Origin of the sequence: Thermococcus sp. (assembly GCF_026991495.1) — an archaeon.
Taxonomy (GTDB): domain Archaea; phylum Methanobacteriota_B; class Thermococci; order Thermococcales; family Thermococcaceae; genus Thermococcus.
In genome coordinates, this window is record NZ_JALXBJ010000066.1 from 1 (window position 1) to 13994 (window position 13994).

Genomic DNA, 13994 nt, shown 5'->3' on the forward strand with positions numbered 1-13994 from the left:
TACTGTTTGTTTCATTTCAAAGTATGGTATTGTCTTTGGGTTTTAAAATGGTTTGCTTTCTCGCTTGATGGCTTTTGGGTGGTTTATTGCATCCCCGCCCCAAAGGGCAAGGCTTTCAAAAGAAAAATGGAAATGGGCTCACTCCCCTGGCTTGGGGAGGGTGACGTCAACTCCGAGAACCTTCCACATGGCCTTGATCTGCTCGCGCATCTCGTCTATCGCTTCCGGCCTCTTGAAGAGGTGCTTGAACCTGCCCTGTAACTTAAGGTACTCCTCGATGGGCTTCTTGAACTCGATGGCGACGACCTTTCCTCCCTCGCGCTTGACCTTCGCTCCCCCTCCGGGCGGCTGTATCTTTATGTGGAAGAAGTCGCCGTTCTCTATCTCGAAGAGCGGCCAGACACCGGTCTCGATAGCTAAGCGGGCTATCTCAACGCCCTTCTCAAGGGGGCTCTTCCAGCCGGTCGGGCAGGTGCAGTGAACCTGGACGAAGGCCGGGCCCTCGACCTTTGCTGCCTTCTTCATCTTCCTGACGAAGTCGAAGGCGTTCCCTATGCTGGCGGTTGCTGCGTAGGGTATCTGGTGGGCTGCAGCGATCAGAGCAACCCACTTCTTGGGCTTGTCCTCACCGATTGAGTACTTTCCGGGCGGTGAAGTTGTAGTCCAGGCCCCATAGGGCGTTGAACTTGAGCGCTGGATTCCCGTGTTCATGTAGGCCTCGTTGTCGTACATCAAATAGACCACGTTGTGCCTCCTCTCGAGCATTCCCGAGAGGGCCTGCATACCAATATCTGCTGTTCCGCCGTCACCGCCTATAGCCAATATCTTTCCCTTCCTTCCGAGCTTCTTCCACGCTGCCTCAACGCCGCTTGCTGCAGCTGCAGCGTTCTCAAAAGCCACGTGAATCCACGGGGCCCTCCAGGCGGTGTACGGGAAGACCGCCGAGACGACCTCCATGCATCCCGTTGCCTGGGCTATGGCGAAGGCGTTCGGATCACCGTATTTTTCTTCCATGGCCTCGCTGAAGGCCTTGGTAGCTAACTTAAGGGCGGTAGCGCACCCGCAGCCGGCGCAGGCTGCATGTCCAGGCGCCCAGTACTCGCGAGTTGTGATCGGGGGCTTCCTAACGGCCATCTTCATCACCTCACAGTATCTCCTTCCTCAGGCCGATCCAGTTGACCTCATCAAACTCCTCACCGGCGATGGCCTTCTGGGCTATGCCTACCACCTCATCGAGGTTCCCGAAGGTAACGTCCCTGCCGCCGAGTCCGAGGATGAAGTCTATCAGTATGGGCTTCTCCTTCTGGTTCACAAGAGCCCTGCTGAAGTCCTGGAAGAGGGCCCCGCCGACGCTGAAGGTGACGTTCTTCTCAAGGAGCGCTATGACCTTCGCCTTCTTTGCCAGCTTCCTGACCTCCTCCGCCGGGAACGGGCGGTAAACTGTGAGCTTTGCAGCGCCGACCTTCACTCCCTTCTCCCTGAGGTGGTCAACGTACTCCTTCACCGTTCCGGCTAAAGAGCCCATGGTGACGAGCACTATCTCGGCGTCGTCAGTTCTGTACTCCTCCACCTTGCTGTACTTCCTGCCAAAGCGCTTCTCGAACTCCTCAAAGACCTCGTCAATGACCTTCTTGGCGTTCTCGTTGGCCTCCCAGACGGTGTAGCGGGCCTCCATGTAGTGGGCCGGGAACGCTAAGGTGCCCTGGGTTATCGGCTTAGCCGGGTCGAGATAGGCATGTTTAGGCTCGTACTCACCGAGGAACTCGTCCACAGCCTCCTGGTCCGGTATCTCCACGGGCTCGACCGTGTGGGTCAGGATGAATGCGTCGAAGCCTATCATCGCCGGGAGAAGAACCCTCTCGTCTTCGGCAACCTTGAAGGCTATGAGTATGAGATCCAAAGCTTCCTGGTTGTTCTCGGCGTAGAACTGCATCCAGCCAGTGTCGCGCTGGCTTATGCTGTCCTGCCAGTCGTTCCAGATGTTGATCGGTGCCGAGAGAGAGCGGTTTCCAACGGCAACAACGATTGGAAGGCGCATTCCTGCTGCTATGAAGAGAACCTCGTGCATCAGGGCGAGGCCCTGGGAGGCCGTTGCCGTGAAGGTTCTAACGCCGGCCGCTGAAGCTCCAACACAGGCCGAAATCGCTGAGTGCTCGCTCTCGACCTTTATGAACTCGGCGTCGAGTTCGCCGTTGGCGACGAACTCGCTGATCTTCTCGGGAACGAGCGTCGATGGAGTAATCGGGAAAGCCGCTATGACCTTCGGCTTTGCAAGCTTGGCCGCCCAGGCGGCGGCTTCGTTGGCCTTCATAACGGTTCTAATCGGCATCTTCCACCACCTCACTTAGCCTCCCTAACCATAACTATCGCGTTGGTCGGGCACTCGTTGGCGCATATCCCGCAGCCCTTACAGTAGTTGTAGTCGAAGACCGGGTAGTTCTCCTCGTCGAGGTAGATAGCCGGCTCGGGGCAGTAGATGTAGCAGAGGTAGCAGCGGACGCACTTGTCGCGGTTGAACTCGGGCATGAAGACCCTCCACGAGCCCGTTTTGTTTATGACGCTGCTCCCCGGGATACGGGCTATCGCGCCTGGGGTCATCTTTTCGCTGTACTCCCTCTCAACCCTCTCGATGTCGGCCTTAAACGGGCTTTCAGCCATACCTATCACCCCTGTGAGTTTTCATTTGGGACTCAAACACTATCAAACAAGGAAAGGGTCAGCCGAAGACCCCCGCGAGCTTCTTCAGCTTCTCCCACTCGTGGTTGACCCACCGCTGGAGTATCTCAACGTCCTCCTTGGTCATGTACTTGAAGCGGCCCTGGAGCTTGAGGAACTCCTCTATGGGCTTCGGTTCCTTCCTCGTGGAAGGCATGTTTATCCTGTACTTGCCGTTCTCGTACTCGAAGAGCGGGAAGTAGGCGGTCTGAACTGCCAGGCGGGCTATCTCAATGCTCTTGTCTGTCGGGCTTCTCCACCCGGTCGGGCACGGGCTGAAGAGCTGGATGAAGCTCGGTCCGGGTATCTCCTTCGCCTTCCTGAGCTTCCTTATGAAGTCCTCGGGGTAGGCAACGCTCGCGGTTGCCGCGTAGGGAACCTCGTGGGCTATGACTATGTCTATGACCTTCTTCTTGTGCCTCTTCTCCAAAAAGTGCCTCTTTCCTCCGGGGGTGTTGGTCGTCCAGGCACCGTAGGGCGTTGAACCGCTCCTCTGGATCCCGGTGTTCATGTAGGCCTCGTTGTCGTACATTATGTAGACCGCATCGTGCCCCCTCTCAAGGAAGCCGCTTAAAGCTTGGAGGCCTATGTCAGCTGTTCCGCCGTCACCGGCCCAGCCGACCACCATTACTCCATCCTCGCCCTTAACCTTGTATCCCATCGCCTTCAAAGCGGCCTCGATGCCGCTCATAACCGCGCCGGTGGTCTCAAAAGCGGTGTGGAAGAGGTTGGCGTCGAGGGTGTTGTAGGGCCAGGCACCGGCTATGATCGTCGAACAGCAGGCCGGGATGACGACTATCGTTTTCCTCCCGTAGGCCTTGAGGACGTACCTAAGGCCGAGGGAAGCGCCGCAGCCCTGGCAGGCCGTATGACCGGCGTAGAAGTGCTCCTCCGCGGGGAGGGTCAGCCTCTTCTTAACGCTCTCGGGAATCTCCATCTCCCTCACCTCTTGAGGTGGAACCACTCAACCTCTCTATCGAGCTTTCCGCTCTCTATTATCTCCTTCATGTTCTCGGCTATGGCCCTGACGTCTCTGACCGTGAAGTCCCTTCCGCCGAGCCCGACGATGTAGTTCTTCATTATCGGCCTCGCACCGGTGCCGTAGAGCGCTCCTTTGGCCTCGTTGAAGAGTATGCCCTCCTGTCCGAAGGAGAAGTTCCTGTCCAAGACCGCTATCCCCTTGACCTTCTCGGCTATCTCGAGAAGCTCTTCCCGCGGGAACGGGCGGAACCACCTCACCTTCGCGTAGCCGACCTTGTAGCCCTCGCTCCTCAAAAGGTCAACTGCCTCCTTAACGGTTCCCATGAGCGAGCCCAGGCCCATGAAGACGAAGTCGGCATCGTCCACGTGGCCCTTCTCTATCATGTCGCTGTAGTCCCTTCCAAAGCGCTCTCCGAACTCCTTTCCGACCTCCTTGATGACCTTTTTAGCGTCTTCGTGGGCCTTGGCTAACTTGTAGCGGAACTCGTAGTAGTCCGCTGGAGTCGCCAAAGCACCAACCGATATCGGGTTGTCGAAGTCAGTGAGCGTGTAGAGGGGCTTCCTCGGCGGAAGGAACTCGTCAACAAGCTCCTGGGGGATCATCTCGACAACGTCGTAGGTGTGGCTTAGGATGAAGGCGCTCTCGACGACCATTACCGGAACGTTGACTGTCTCGGCCACCTTGAATGCCATCAGAACACCGTCGTAAACCTCCTGGTTGTTCTCGGCGTAGAACTGCATCCAGCCAGTGTCGCGCTGGGCCAAGCTGTCGGTCTGGTCGTCCCAGACGCTCCATGGGGGGGCCATGGCCCTGTTGACGTCTACCATGACTATCGGCAGCCTCGCACCGCTCGCCCAGTGGAGCATCTCGTGCATTAAAGCGAGTCCCTGGGCGGCGGTGGCTGTGAAGGCCCTCGCCCCTGTTGCCGAAGCTCCGATTGTGGCGGCCATTGCCGAGTGCTCGCTCTCAACCGGGACGTACTGGATGTCGGTCTCGCCGTTGGCTATGAACTCGGCTATCTTCTCTATGATGCTCGTCTGGGGCGTGATCGGGTAAGCGGCGACGACCTGAACGCGCGCGTGCTTGACCGCGTATGCAGCGGCGTAGTTGCCGCTCACAACTTTTCTAATCGGCTTGTACTCGACCATTTCACTTCTCCTCCTTCTCCATCGTTATCGCGTTGGTCGGGCACTCGTTGGCGCATATCCCGCAGCCCTTACAGTAGTCGTAGTCCACAGCTACATAACCGTCGGGCTTGATGTAGATTGCAGGCTCCGGGCAGAACTTCCAGCAGATATAGCACTTGACGCACTTACTCTCATCTATAACGGGCATGAAAGTTCTCCAGTCCCCTGTGAAGTTGCTCAAAGTAGTGCCGAGGCTTACCGGGGCCTCCGGATACTGCTCGATAGACCGGAAGGTCAGCTTCCTCGCCTCGGCTTTCTTCTCCCCGAACAGGGTGTTCTCCAATCCCATCACCACCTTTGAGTTAAGGAAGGGAAGAGAAGATCAGAGCTCGTAGACGACTGTCTTGTTGTAGGCCTCTTCGGCGGCCTTGGCGTTCTTCTCGCCGAGTGCCCCGGAGAAGGTCTCCTTTATGGCCTCCTTAACGTAGTCAAGGCCGACTATACCCGTGGCCTTTGCGACGGCACCGAGGATCGCGGTGTTGGTTATCGGCAAACCGAGGACTTCGAGGGCTATTGTCGTCGCATCTACGAGTGCTAACTTCGCCGGCTTCTTCTTGAGCTCCTTCAGAACCTCGTCCTTGCTCTTCTCAGTGTTTACTATGACTGTCCCGCCGTCCTTGAGTCCGGCCGTAACGTCAACGGTTTCCAAGAGGCTCGGGTCGAGAACCACAACTATATCCGGCTCGTAGATCTGGGTCTTTATCCTTATGGGCTTGTCGTCTATCCTTGTGAAAGCGGTAACCGGCGCCCCACGCCTTTCAACTCCGAAGAACGGGAACGCCTGGACGTATTTTCCTTCCTTAAACGCTGAAGAGGCCAAGATGTTGGCGGCCGTAACGGCGCCCTGTCCACCCCTACCGTGAAAACGTACCTCAATCATCTTCCTGCCTCCTTGGAGTTTTCACCTGAAGTTGGCCGGGGGCATTTATTTATGTTTCGGTATCGGTTTAAGCTCCTTCGGATGAAAGATGGGTAGAAGTGAACAGGAAGCGGCATCAGCGCTTTTTAGATGGAGGATTCTAAGGGAACCTCCAGCAAAATCTTTTAAAGGGCGGTTAAATAGTCTATGAACCGCAATATAATCTATATAGCCGGGGTGATCGAATGGAAGCAGTGGGCATCGCCCTCATCGCAACCGCCTTTTACATCGCCTGGAACATAGGCTCCAACGATTCGGCCAACGCTATGGGAACTGCCGTGGGTGCGGGCATCCTGAGCTTCAGGCAGGCCACACTGACGATAGCCATCTTCACGCTGATGGGGGCTTACCTGAGGGGTTATAAAGTCATGAAAACCGTCGGGAAGGGTATAATCCCCCCCGGATACCTTACACTTGAGCTCGCGGTTATAGCCCTTCTCTCCGCCGGCGTCTGGGTTACTATAGCCACCATAAAGGGCCTCCCCGTTTCAACGACCCAAGCGATAGTTGGCGGTGTCCTCGGGGTCGGACTGAGCATAAACGCCCCCATAAACTGGAAAACGATGGAGGAGATAGCGGCCGCGTGGGTCATCTCCCCGATCCTCGCCGGGGTTCTCGCCGCTGTTCTCTACAGGTTCTACGGGGCTGTTGTGTCAAGGATGAAGAGCGTCTCAATGATAGAACTGTTCTACAAAACGTTAGCGATCCTCGGAGGGGCCTACATGGCCTTCAACTTCGGGACGAACGAAGTTGCAAACGCCTCGGGCCCCGTGGTGGGGGCGGGCTTCTTAGAGCCGAGGGCGGCCGGGGTCATCGTAGCCTTAAGCCTCGCCACGGGTTCACTCACCTTCAGCTACGCCGTCATACACACCGTTGGGAAGAAGATAACCGCCCTCGGCCCTATCTCGGCCTTCGCGGCCCAGTTTGGCTCGGCGATAGCGGTCAGCATGGCCAACATGGTCGGCCTCCCCGTGAGCTCAAGCCAGGCGATAGTGGGCGGTGTGGTGGGGGTCGGACTGACGACGGGAGGGGGCGTTGACAGGAAGGTAATCTGGGACATCCTCTTCGGCTGGGTGGCCACCCCGACAATAGCCATAATCATCTCATTCATCGTTTACCGGCTCTTCGCCGTGGTCGGCCTCGTTTAGGGCCTCGACCTTGATGCCGAACTTCCCCAGCTCCTTCAGTGCCCCGAGGGGGAGGAGGGCCTTCACCCTAACAGGATCCGAGTAGTCCACGCCTAAAACCTCCCCCACGGACTCGATGAAGCTGACAACCCTCGCAGGATCCGTCCCGTTGGGCACGACTACCTCAAGGGGCCGGTATTTTGGAAGGTGGGGTATCAGATCCTCAAGGGCTTTGTAGAGCCCTTCCAGCTCCCCCTCCTTTGCCGATGCCGCGACAACACCCCTCACGCTCGGGGCGTAGAGCTCGCATAACTCAACCACCCTGCGCCTTTTCTCCTCGGCCTCCTCCCTACCCAAGAGGTCAACCTTGTTCATCACTATGAGGGTGGGCTTTTGGAGGGCCTTCAGCTCCTTTAGAATCCTCAGGGAGGCGAGGAGCTTCCTCTTGACTTCCCCCCACGGTTCGCTCGCATCGAGAACGAGCAGAACAACGTCCGCCCTGACTATCTCCTCAAGCGTTGAGTGGAAGGCCTCGACTATGAAGGGGGGAAGGTTGTCTATGAACCCAACCGTATCTGTAACCAAGACCCTCCTGCGCCCGAGGCCGAAGCGCCTCGTCGTTGTGTCGAGCGTTGTGAACATCTGGTTCCCGGCTTCGAGTCTTTCCCCGGCGAGGGCGTTGAGGAGGGTGGACTTCCCCGCGTTCGTGTAGCCCGCGAGCGCGACGAGCAGGAACCCTAACTCCTCCCTCCTCTTCCTCCTTATCTCCCTGTCCTCCCTTATCTTCTCAAGCCTCTTCCTGATCCTTCCCATCCTCCTGCGGACGTGCCTGAGGTACTGCCTGGTCTGGTACTCGCCCATGCCCTTGAAGCCCGCCCTGTCTCCGAGGCGTATCCTCCTTATGGCCTCCTTGACGAAGGGGATCTCGTAGTGCAGGGAAGCGAGCTCGACTTGAAGCTTCGCCTCCTTAGAGTGCGCCCTCTTCTCAAATATCTCAAGGACCAGCTGCCATCTGTCTATCACGTCAACCCTGAGCTCCTTCCAGAGGTTGTAGGCCTGACTTGGTGTGAGCCTGTTGGCAAAGACCACCCTATCCGGCCTGAGCTCCCTCACAAGCCGCCTAAGCTCTTCAAGCTTTCCCCTCCCTATGTTGTAGCCGGGATGCTCCTCCCGTTTCTGCTCCACCACGGCTAAAACATCGTAGCCCGCGCTCCTCAGGAGCTCCTCGAACTCCTCCCTGCTGGGGGATTCTCCCCTTGAATACCTGATGACGCCTATTGCTTTCATCCCCTTCACACCCACTCGGGGAGTGCTCAAAGGGCTTCCCAGCTTTCCCTTCCGGTCTATCCTTATAATTATTTCAGCCCCAAACCTTTTTAACGGGGCTTGCCATCAGCCGTTTGTATGATGGCGCTGGGTATAGAGGGAACCGCGCACACACTCGGCATAGGCATCGTCACAGAGAGGAAGGTTCTCGCCAACGTGTTCGACACCCTTACTACCGAGAAGGGCGGCATACACCCCAAGGAGGCCGCGGAGCACCACGCCAAGCTTTTGAAGCCCCTCCTCAGGAAGGCCTTCGAAGAGGCCGGCGTGGGCATGGACGAGGTAGATATCGTGGCGTTCTCCCAGGGGCCGGGCCTCGGTCCATGCCTCCGCGTTGCCGCCACAGCCGCGAGGGCCTTGGCCATAAGGTACGGCAAGCCGATAGTTGGGGTTAACCACTGCATAGCCCACGTCGAGATCACCAAGATGTTCGGGGTTAAGGATCCGGTCGGCCTCTACGTTAGCGGCGGCAACACACAGGTTCTCGCTTTAGAGGGCGGCCGCTACCGCGTCTTCGGTGAGACCCTCGACATAGGCATAGGGAACGCCATAGACACCTTCGCGAGGGAACTCGGCCTCGGCTTTCCGGGCGGGCCGAAGATAGAGAGGCTCGCTCAGAAGGGAGAGAGATACATAGAGCTCCCCTACGCGGTCAAGGGGATGGATCTCAGCTTCTCAGGGGTTCTGACCGAGGCTGTGAGGAAGTACCGCACCGGAAAGTACCGCGTCGAGGACTTGGCATATTCTTTCCAGGAGACCGCTTTCGCTGCCCTGGTGGAGGTCACGGAGAGGGCCGTTGCCCACACCGGCAAGGAAGAGGTAGTCCTCGTTGGGGGCGTTGCGGCAAACAACAGACTCCGCGAGATGCTCAAGGCGATGACTTCTGAAAGGGGAGTTGAGTTCTTCGTCCCGCCCTACGACCTCTGCAGGGACAACGGGGCGATGATAGCTTACACCGGTTTAAGGATGTACCTCGGGGGCGTAAGGTTTAAGATTGAGGAGACCGTAGTAAAACAGAAGTTCCGCACCGATGAGGTTAAAGTAACGTGGGGTTAAGGTGGCCTCGATGAAATTGATAGTGCCCCTCTATCAGCTGGTCTACGACGTTGCCGTCTTAACGGCACTCGTTTACGTGTGGTACTTCTTCCTCAAGAGGTGGAACCGCTACGCCGCCGAACTCAGGACTTTCGTCCGTTATACCGCCTTGTTCATATTCTTTGGGGTTCTCGGAAGGACGATAGACCTTATAAACGACTTCGTTGTGATACCCCACGCCGAGGTTATCTACGCGGTCTGCTATTCGATATCAATAATAGGGGTCATATACACCACCGTTCTGTACGTCCTCCTCTTAGAGCGCTCCTACATCCCAGAGGTCAAGGAGCCCCAAAAGAACATGAAGGAGTCGGAGAAGCTCAAGGGGGCCTTCGTCGTCATGGGCTCCCGGGGGAAGATATTCGAGGTCATAGACCTCATAAGGTCGCTTAAGGTCCCCGCGCTGGTGTTCACGAGGAACCCCTACCTGTACCAGGGACTGGGGGAGTTCGTGGGCGTGGTTTGGATAACCCAGGCCACCGATAAGGGGATCCCACCAACGCACCTGCACGTCATCCAGGATCAGGTCATAAAGTTCATCAAGGGGAAGGAGAGGGCTATAATCGTCCTGGACTGCATAGAGTACCTCCTACTCTACAACGACTTCCCTGCTGTTTTCAAATTCCTGGTGAACCTAAAGGATCACGTCGTTGCCAGCGAAAACGCCCTCGTAATGTTCGTGGAGGAGGGCACCTTAGACGGTAGGCAGAAGGCGCTTATACTGAGGGAGTTTGAACCCCTGTGAGGGTCCGCCATGGGAAGGCCCTACCGGAAGGTCGTCGTCGGGGGAACCTTCGACAGGCTCCACCTCGGTCACAAGGCTCTGCTGAGAAAGGCCTTTGAGATTGGGGAGTACGTCTACGTCGGCTTAACTTCGGACGAGATGATACTCAACAAGCCCTACGCGGAGAAAATCCTCCCCTACGGGCTCCGCCTCCGGGATCTTCTCAAGTTCTTCGAGGTCAACAACTACTCCAACTACCGCGTTATGAAGATCCACAACGCCATAGGTTTTACGGACAGGATAAAAAGTCTGGAGGCCATCGTTGTAAGCGAGGAGACTTACAAAGGAGCCCTAATAGTTAACAGGGCCAGGAGGGAGAAGAACCTCCCGGAACTCGATATAATCACTATAAAACTCGTAAAGAGCAGGATAGGGCCCAAGATAAGCTCATCCCTAATACGGGCCGGCCTCATAGACCCCCTCGGGAACCCGGTAAAAAATTAAAGACCCGTCGGTTCGTCTATGAAGAAGACCTCCAGGCCGAGCTTCTCCCTTAAAAGCTCCATCAGAGCCTTCACCCCGAGGGTTTCAGTCTTGTAGTGGCCGGCAACTAAAACGCTCTGCGGTAGATCCATCGCCGTCAGGTAGTCCGCGTGGCCGAACTCACCGGTTATGAGCAGGTCAATCCCCCTCCTCCACGCCTCTTCAAGGGCGAACGCTCCAGCCCCGCTGACCGCTCCGACGGTTTTAATCTCGCGCTTCCCGAACTCGTAGGTTTTTACCGTTGCATCGAGCTTCTCCGCTATTATCCGAGCGACCTTCTCGATTGGCTGGCTTTCCCCAAACTCTCCCCAGAATCCTATGGAGAGGCCCCTGTAGTCCCCGAAGGAGCCCTTTGGCTCAAGGTCGAGGAGCCTCAAAAGCCCAACGTTGTTCCCGACCTCGGGGTGGGCATCCAGCGGGAGATGAGCGACGTAGAGGTTCAGGCCGCTCTCGAGGAGGGCCTTTAAACGCTTGTAATGTATACCCGTTACGTAGCTCAGCCCACCCCATATCATGCCGTGGTGAACGACGAGCATGTCAGCTTTTCCTTTTGCGGCACGCTCGATAGTTTTCAGCGTTGCATCAACGGCGAAGGCAACGCGTTTAACCTCTTCCTTCCCTTCAACCTGGAGGCCGTTGCTGGACTTGTCTGGATAGGCCGAAACTTGGAGGTAATCGTCCAGGAATGCAACTAACTCGTCGCGGTTCATGGGCATCACCTGTTCACTTTGTGAATAATTCACTAACTGAATGTATCCAGCAAACCCTTTTAAAACCGCACCTTAGAGGTGTCAAGAGGTGTTGGGATGGGCAAGTTTGAGAAGGCCGTTGAGGAGATAGCGAGGGCAGTCTTAGCCGGCGAGATAAAGGGCAGGGAGGAGCTCAACCGCTACAAGATAGTCGTTTCCAGGAAGTATCACCTCTCAAGGATACCGGGCAACTCCGACATCCTAAAGGCCATTCCTGCGGAGGAGCGCGAGCGCTTTAGGGAGCTCCTAAAGAGGAAGCCTACGAGGACGATAAGTGGAGTCGCGGTAGTTGCCATGATGACGAAGCCCTTTCCCTGCCCCCATGGAAGGTGCATCTACTGCCCCGGCGGGCCGAGCGTCGGTTCTCCCCAGAGCTACACCGGGAAGGAACCCTCCGCGCTAAGGGCCGTCCAGAGCGCCTATCATCCTTACATCATCATGATGCGTCGCCTTAAACAGCTCACCGACATAGGCCACGACGTTGACAAGGTTGAAGTGATAATCCAGGGGGGGACTTTTCCGGCCGTTGACCTCGATTACCAGGAGTGGTACGTCAAAGAGGCCTTTAAGGCGATGAACGACTTTCCGTACTTCAGGGAGATAGAGAACCTTGAGGATAAACTTGTCAGGCTGATAGTCAAGGGGGATAAGTCCGTTTTGGAGGAAGACCCCAAGTTCAGGGAAGCCTGGCTTAAAACCCACAGGAAACCCTACTACTACCTTGAGGACGAGCAGAGGAAGAACGAGAAAGCCAGAGCCAGGATGGTGGGTTTAACCATTGAGACGAGACCTGACTGGGCCTTCGAGAGGCAGATAGACAGGATGCTCCGCTTTGGAACGACCAGGGTTGAGCTCGGCGTTCAAACGGTTTTCAACTTCATCCACGAGAGGACCAGGCGGGGACACGGGGTTGAGGAGATAGTCAAGGCCACACAGCTTTTGAGGGACGCTGGTTTGAAAATCAACTACCACATAATGCCCGGTTTGCCGGGGAGCAACTTCGAGAGGGATTTGTACACCTTCAGGACGATATTCGAGGACCCCCGCTTCAGGCCGGATATGCTCAAGATATACCCTACCCTCGTCACCGCAGATGCCCCTCTCTACGCGTGGTATAAGGCCGGCAAATATCGCCCGTACACGACGGAAGAAGCTGTTGAGCTCCTCGTTGAGGCCTACAAGTTCTTCCCCAAGTGGGTTCGCGTCATGAGAATCCAGCGCGACATCCCGGCGAAGCTCATAGTTGCCGGCGTTAAGCACTCGAACCTCGGTCAGTTAGTCTTCAACGAGCTGGTTAAGCGCGGCATAAGGCCGAGGGAGATTCGCTTTAGAGAAGTCGGCCACCAGATGCAGAAGTTTGGGGTTGAGCCCGAGGTGGATCACATAAGGCTCCTCCGCGAGGAGTATGAGGCAGCTGGAGGGAAGGAGATATTCCTCAGCTTTGAAGATGTGAAAAACGACATTCTAATAGGATTTCTCCGCCTGAGGATTCCGAGCGAGAGGGCCCACAGGAAGGAGGTAAACTGCTGCCCCTCAGCTATAGTCAGGGAGCTCCACGTCTACGGCCCCCTCGTGCCAATAGGCGGGAAGCCGAAGTACGAGTGGCAGCACCGCGGCTACGGAAGGGAGCTTTTGAGCGAGGCAGAGAGGATAGCCCGCGAGGAGTTCGAGGTCAAGAAAATGCTCGTCATCAGCGGCGTTGGAGTTAGAGAATATTACAGAAAGTTCGGCTACAGAAAGAACGGTCCCTACGTCGCGAAGAGGCTCGATAGGGGCTACTCAGAATACAAAAAGAGCGGAGAGTTTGACGCGCACCTCAACACCTAAGCCGTTATCATCTCCTCCTGGAGCCTCTTCATCTCGGCTTCCTTTACGGCCTTTTCGTGCTCCATGTCCCCTTTGCTTCCCTTGAGCCTCTTCGAGAGCCTTACCAACGCCTCCTCCGGGCCGTAGCAGATGAGCAAATCGCCGGGAAGGACTACGGTCTCGCCGGTCGGCGCACCGACGTAGACCTCCCCTTTCTCCGTCTTCCTGTATATTCCGAGCACGAGGATCCCTTCCTTATCAAGCTTCAGCTCCTTAAGGCTCTTGTTCGCCAGCCAGCTTCTCCTCCTTACCTTTATCTGGGAGATGGAATAGCCCTTTGTTATGCCCAAGAGCTGGCTGTAGTCGTAAACCCTCAGTTGAGGGAAGGCTTTAGCCAAAAAGCGCTTTATCCAGCGCCTCATCCAGCGCTCAGCCCTCTTGGATGTGAAGATGAGGTAGAGGAGGAGTAAGCTCAGGGTGAGGATTGAGATCGATGTTATGGCCTCGTTCCTGCTCCTTCCTGCGAAGGTCAGGACGAGGGTGGCTACGGCGGAGGTAATTCCCGCGCTCCCCAAGAAGATCAGAACCCTGATTATTTTTCTCCTGACGGGGTGGGAGACAACGTACTCGCTCTCGCTCGTCGTGAATCCCGCACCTGAGAAGGCGGACTGGGCCTGGAACGAGGCGATATCCTTTGAGAGGCCCGTCATTTCGAGGGCTATAGCCCCCACCCTCACGATTGCCATTGAGAGCGTTATGACGAGGATCAACGAGATGAGGGCTATCAAGGAAATCCCCTGCACTATCTCGCGGGGAACGTT

Annotated in this window: 15 protein-coding genes; 5 read left to right on the top strand and 10 right to left on the bottom strand. The window is 56.5% G+C overall.

Translation table 11 applies throughout. From position 1 onward, the window contains the following. Positions 1-138: 138 nt before the first annotated feature. Genes porB through MVB78_RS07945 form a run of 7 tightly spaced genes read right to left on the bottom strand, consistent with a single transcriptional unit; the run spans position 139 to position 5764 of the window. Positions 139-1134 (bottom strand): pyruvate synthase subunit PorB, encoded by a 996-nt coding sequence (porB, locus tag MVB78_RS07915; RefSeq protein WP_297490154.1) that lies wholly within the window; start codon positions 1132-1134, stop codon positions 139-141. Between the two features lie 10 nt (positions 1135-1144). Continuing rightward, entirely contained in the window at positions 1145-2329 is a 1185-nt protein-coding gene (porA, locus tag MVB78_RS07920; protein ID WP_297490085.1) for a pyruvate synthase subunit PorA, read from the bottom strand. A gap of 11 nt (positions 2330-2340) precedes the next feature. Then, the gene (gene porD / locus MVB78_RS07925) at positions 2341-2658 is read right to left on the bottom strand and encodes a pyruvate synthase subunit PorD (RefSeq protein WP_297490156.1); all 318 of its coding nucleotides are present in this window, start codon (positions 2656-2658) and stop codon (positions 2341-2343) included. Positions 2659-2716: 58 nt separating this feature from the next. Then, positions 2717-3652, bottom strand: a complete 936-nt coding sequence (locus MVB78_RS07930; RefSeq protein WP_297490087.1) for a 3-methyl-2-oxobutanoate dehydrogenase subunit beta — start codon at positions 3650-3652, stop codon at positions 2717-2719. Between the two features lie 5 nt (positions 3653-3657). Continuing rightward, entirely contained in the window at positions 3658-4845 is a 1188-nt protein-coding gene (gene porA / locus MVB78_RS07935) for a pyruvate ferredoxin oxidoreductase (protein ID WP_297490089.1), read from the bottom strand. A gap of 1 nt (position 4846) precedes the next feature. Continuing rightward, positions 4847-5173: a 3-methyl-2-oxobutanoate dehydrogenase subunit delta gene (locus MVB78_RS07940; RefSeq protein WP_297490091.1), complete on the bottom strand. Its 327-nt coding sequence runs from the start codon at positions 5171-5173 to the stop codon at positions 4847-4849. A gap of 33 nt (positions 5174-5206) precedes the next feature. After that, complete coding sequence (locus MVB78_RS07945; RefSeq protein ID WP_297490093.1) at positions 5207-5764, bottom strand: pyruvate/ketoisovalerate ferredoxin oxidoreductase subunit gamma; 558 nt, start codon at positions 5762-5764, stop codon at positions 5207-5209. 224 nt (positions 5765-5988) lie between these two features. Between MVB78_RS07945 and MVB78_RS07950 the strand changes: the two genes are divergently transcribed. Continuing rightward, positions 5989-6951, top strand: coding sequence for an inorganic phosphate transporter (locus MVB78_RS07950; protein WP_297490095.1), 963 nt, complete (start codon positions 5989-5991; stop codon positions 6949-6951). Here MVB78_RS07950 and hflX read toward each other — a convergent pair. Then, positions 6907-8217: a GTPase HflX gene (gene hflX, locus MVB78_RS07955; protein ID WP_297490158.1), complete on the bottom strand. Its 1311-nt coding sequence runs from the start codon at positions 8215-8217 to the stop codon at positions 6907-6909. The two genes, MVB78_RS07950 and hflX, sit on opposite strands and share 45 nt — an antisense overlap. A gap of 117 nt (positions 8218-8334) precedes the next feature. Here hflX and MVB78_RS07960 point away from each other — a divergent pair, with 117 nt between their 5' ends. From MVB78_RS07960 to coaD, 3 genes are read left to right on the top strand one after another with little or no spacing between them, the layout of a single operon-like run. Continuing rightward, positions 8335-9312: a bifunctional N(6)-L-threonylcarbamoyladenine synthase/serine/threonine protein kinase gene (locus tag MVB78_RS07960; RefSeq protein WP_297490097.1), complete on the top strand. Its 978-nt coding sequence runs from the start codon at positions 8335-8337 to the stop codon at positions 9310-9312. Positions 9313-9322: 10 nt separating this feature from the next. Then, on the top strand, positions 9323-10096 hold the full coding sequence (locus MVB78_RS07965) for a DUF835 domain-containing protein (protein WP_297490099.1): 774 nt from the start codon (positions 9323-9325) through the stop codon (positions 10094-10096). Between the two features lie 9 nt (positions 10097-10105). Beyond that, entirely contained in the window at positions 10106-10579 is a 474-nt protein-coding gene (gene coaD, locus MVB78_RS07970) for a phosphopantetheine adenylyltransferase (protein WP_297490101.1), read from the top strand. Here the strand turns inward: coaD and MVB78_RS07975 are convergent. Further along, positions 10576-11328 carry a Nif3-like dinuclear metal center hexameric protein gene (locus tag MVB78_RS07975; protein ID WP_297490160.1) on the bottom strand — a complete coding sequence of 251 codons (753 nt, stop codon included), beginning with the start codon at positions 11326-11328 and terminating at the stop codon, positions 10576-10578. The genes coaD and MVB78_RS07975 overlap by 4 nt on opposite strands. Positions 11329-11424: 96 nt before the next feature. On the opposite strand from MVB78_RS07975, the gene MVB78_RS07980 reads away from it, so the two are divergent. Continuing rightward, a complete protein-coding gene (locus MVB78_RS07980; RefSeq protein WP_297490103.1) occupies positions 11425-13194 on the top strand; it encodes a tRNA uridine(34) 5-carboxymethylaminomethyl modification radical SAM/GNAT enzyme Elp3 in 1770 nt (589 codons plus the stop codon). On the opposite strand, the gene MVB78_RS07985 is transcribed toward MVB78_RS07980, so the two are convergent. Then, complete coding sequence (locus MVB78_RS07985) at positions 13191-13961, bottom strand: potassium channel family protein (RefSeq protein WP_297490162.1); 771 nt, start codon at positions 13959-13961, stop codon at positions 13191-13193. The two genes, MVB78_RS07980 and MVB78_RS07985, sit on opposite strands and share 4 nt — an antisense overlap. Positions 13962-13994 lie beyond the last annotated feature (33 nt).

What these genes read in the sequence shown, in the direction of transcription:
- porB (WP_297490154.1), bottom strand. Translation starts at nt 1,134, where the DNA reads ATGGCCGTTAGGAAGCCCCCGATCACAACTCGCGAGTACTGGGCGCCT.
- porA (WP_297490085.1), bottom strand. Translation starts at nt 2,329, where the DNA reads ATGCCGATTAGAACCGTTATGAAGGCCAACGAAGCCGCCGCCTGGGCG.
- porD (WP_297490156.1), bottom strand. Translation starts at nt 2,658, where the DNA reads ATGGCTGAAAGCCCGTTTAAGGCCGACATCGAGAGGGTTGAGAGGGAG.
- MVB78_RS07930 (WP_297490087.1), bottom strand. Translation starts at nt 3,652, where the DNA reads ATGGAGATTCCCGAGAGCGTTAAGAAGAGGCTGACCCTCCCCGCGGAG.
- porA (WP_297490089.1), bottom strand. Translation starts at nt 4,845, where the DNA reads ATGGTCGAGTACAAGCCGATTAGAAAAGTTGTGAGCGGCAACTACGCC.
- MVB78_RS07940 (WP_297490091.1), bottom strand. Translation starts at nt 5,173, where the DNA reads ATGGGATTGGAGAACACCCTGTTCGGGGAGAAGAAAGCCGAGGCGAGG.
- MVB78_RS07945 (WP_297490093.1), bottom strand. Translation starts at nt 5,764, where the DNA reads ATGATTGAGGTACGTTTTCACGGTAGGGGTGGACAGGGCGCCGTTACG.
- MVB78_RS07950 (WP_297490095.1), top strand. Translation starts at nt 5,989, where the DNA reads ATGGAAGCAGTGGGCATCGCCCTCATCGCAACCGCCTTTTACATCGCC.
- hflX (WP_297490158.1), bottom strand. Translation starts at nt 8,217, where the DNA reads ATGAAAGCAATAGGCGTCATCAGGTATTCAAGGGGAGAATCCCCCAGC.
- MVB78_RS07960 (WP_297490097.1), top strand. Translation starts at nt 8,335, where the DNA reads ATGATGGCGCTGGGTATAGAGGGAACCGCGCACACACTCGGCATAGGC.
- MVB78_RS07965 (WP_297490099.1), top strand. Translation starts at nt 9,323, where the DNA reads ATGAAATTGATAGTGCCCCTCTATCAGCTGGTCTACGACGTTGCCGTC.
- coaD (WP_297490101.1), top strand. Translation starts at nt 10,106, where the DNA reads ATGGGAAGGCCCTACCGGAAGGTCGTCGTCGGGGGAACCTTCGACAGG.
- MVB78_RS07975 (WP_297490160.1), bottom strand. Translation starts at nt 11,328, where the DNA reads ATGAACCGCGACGAGTTAGTTGCATTCCTGGACGATTACCTCCAAGTT.
- MVB78_RS07980 (WP_297490103.1), top strand. Translation starts at nt 11,425, where the DNA reads ATGGGCAAGTTTGAGAAGGCCGTTGAGGAGATAGCGAGGGCAGTCTTA.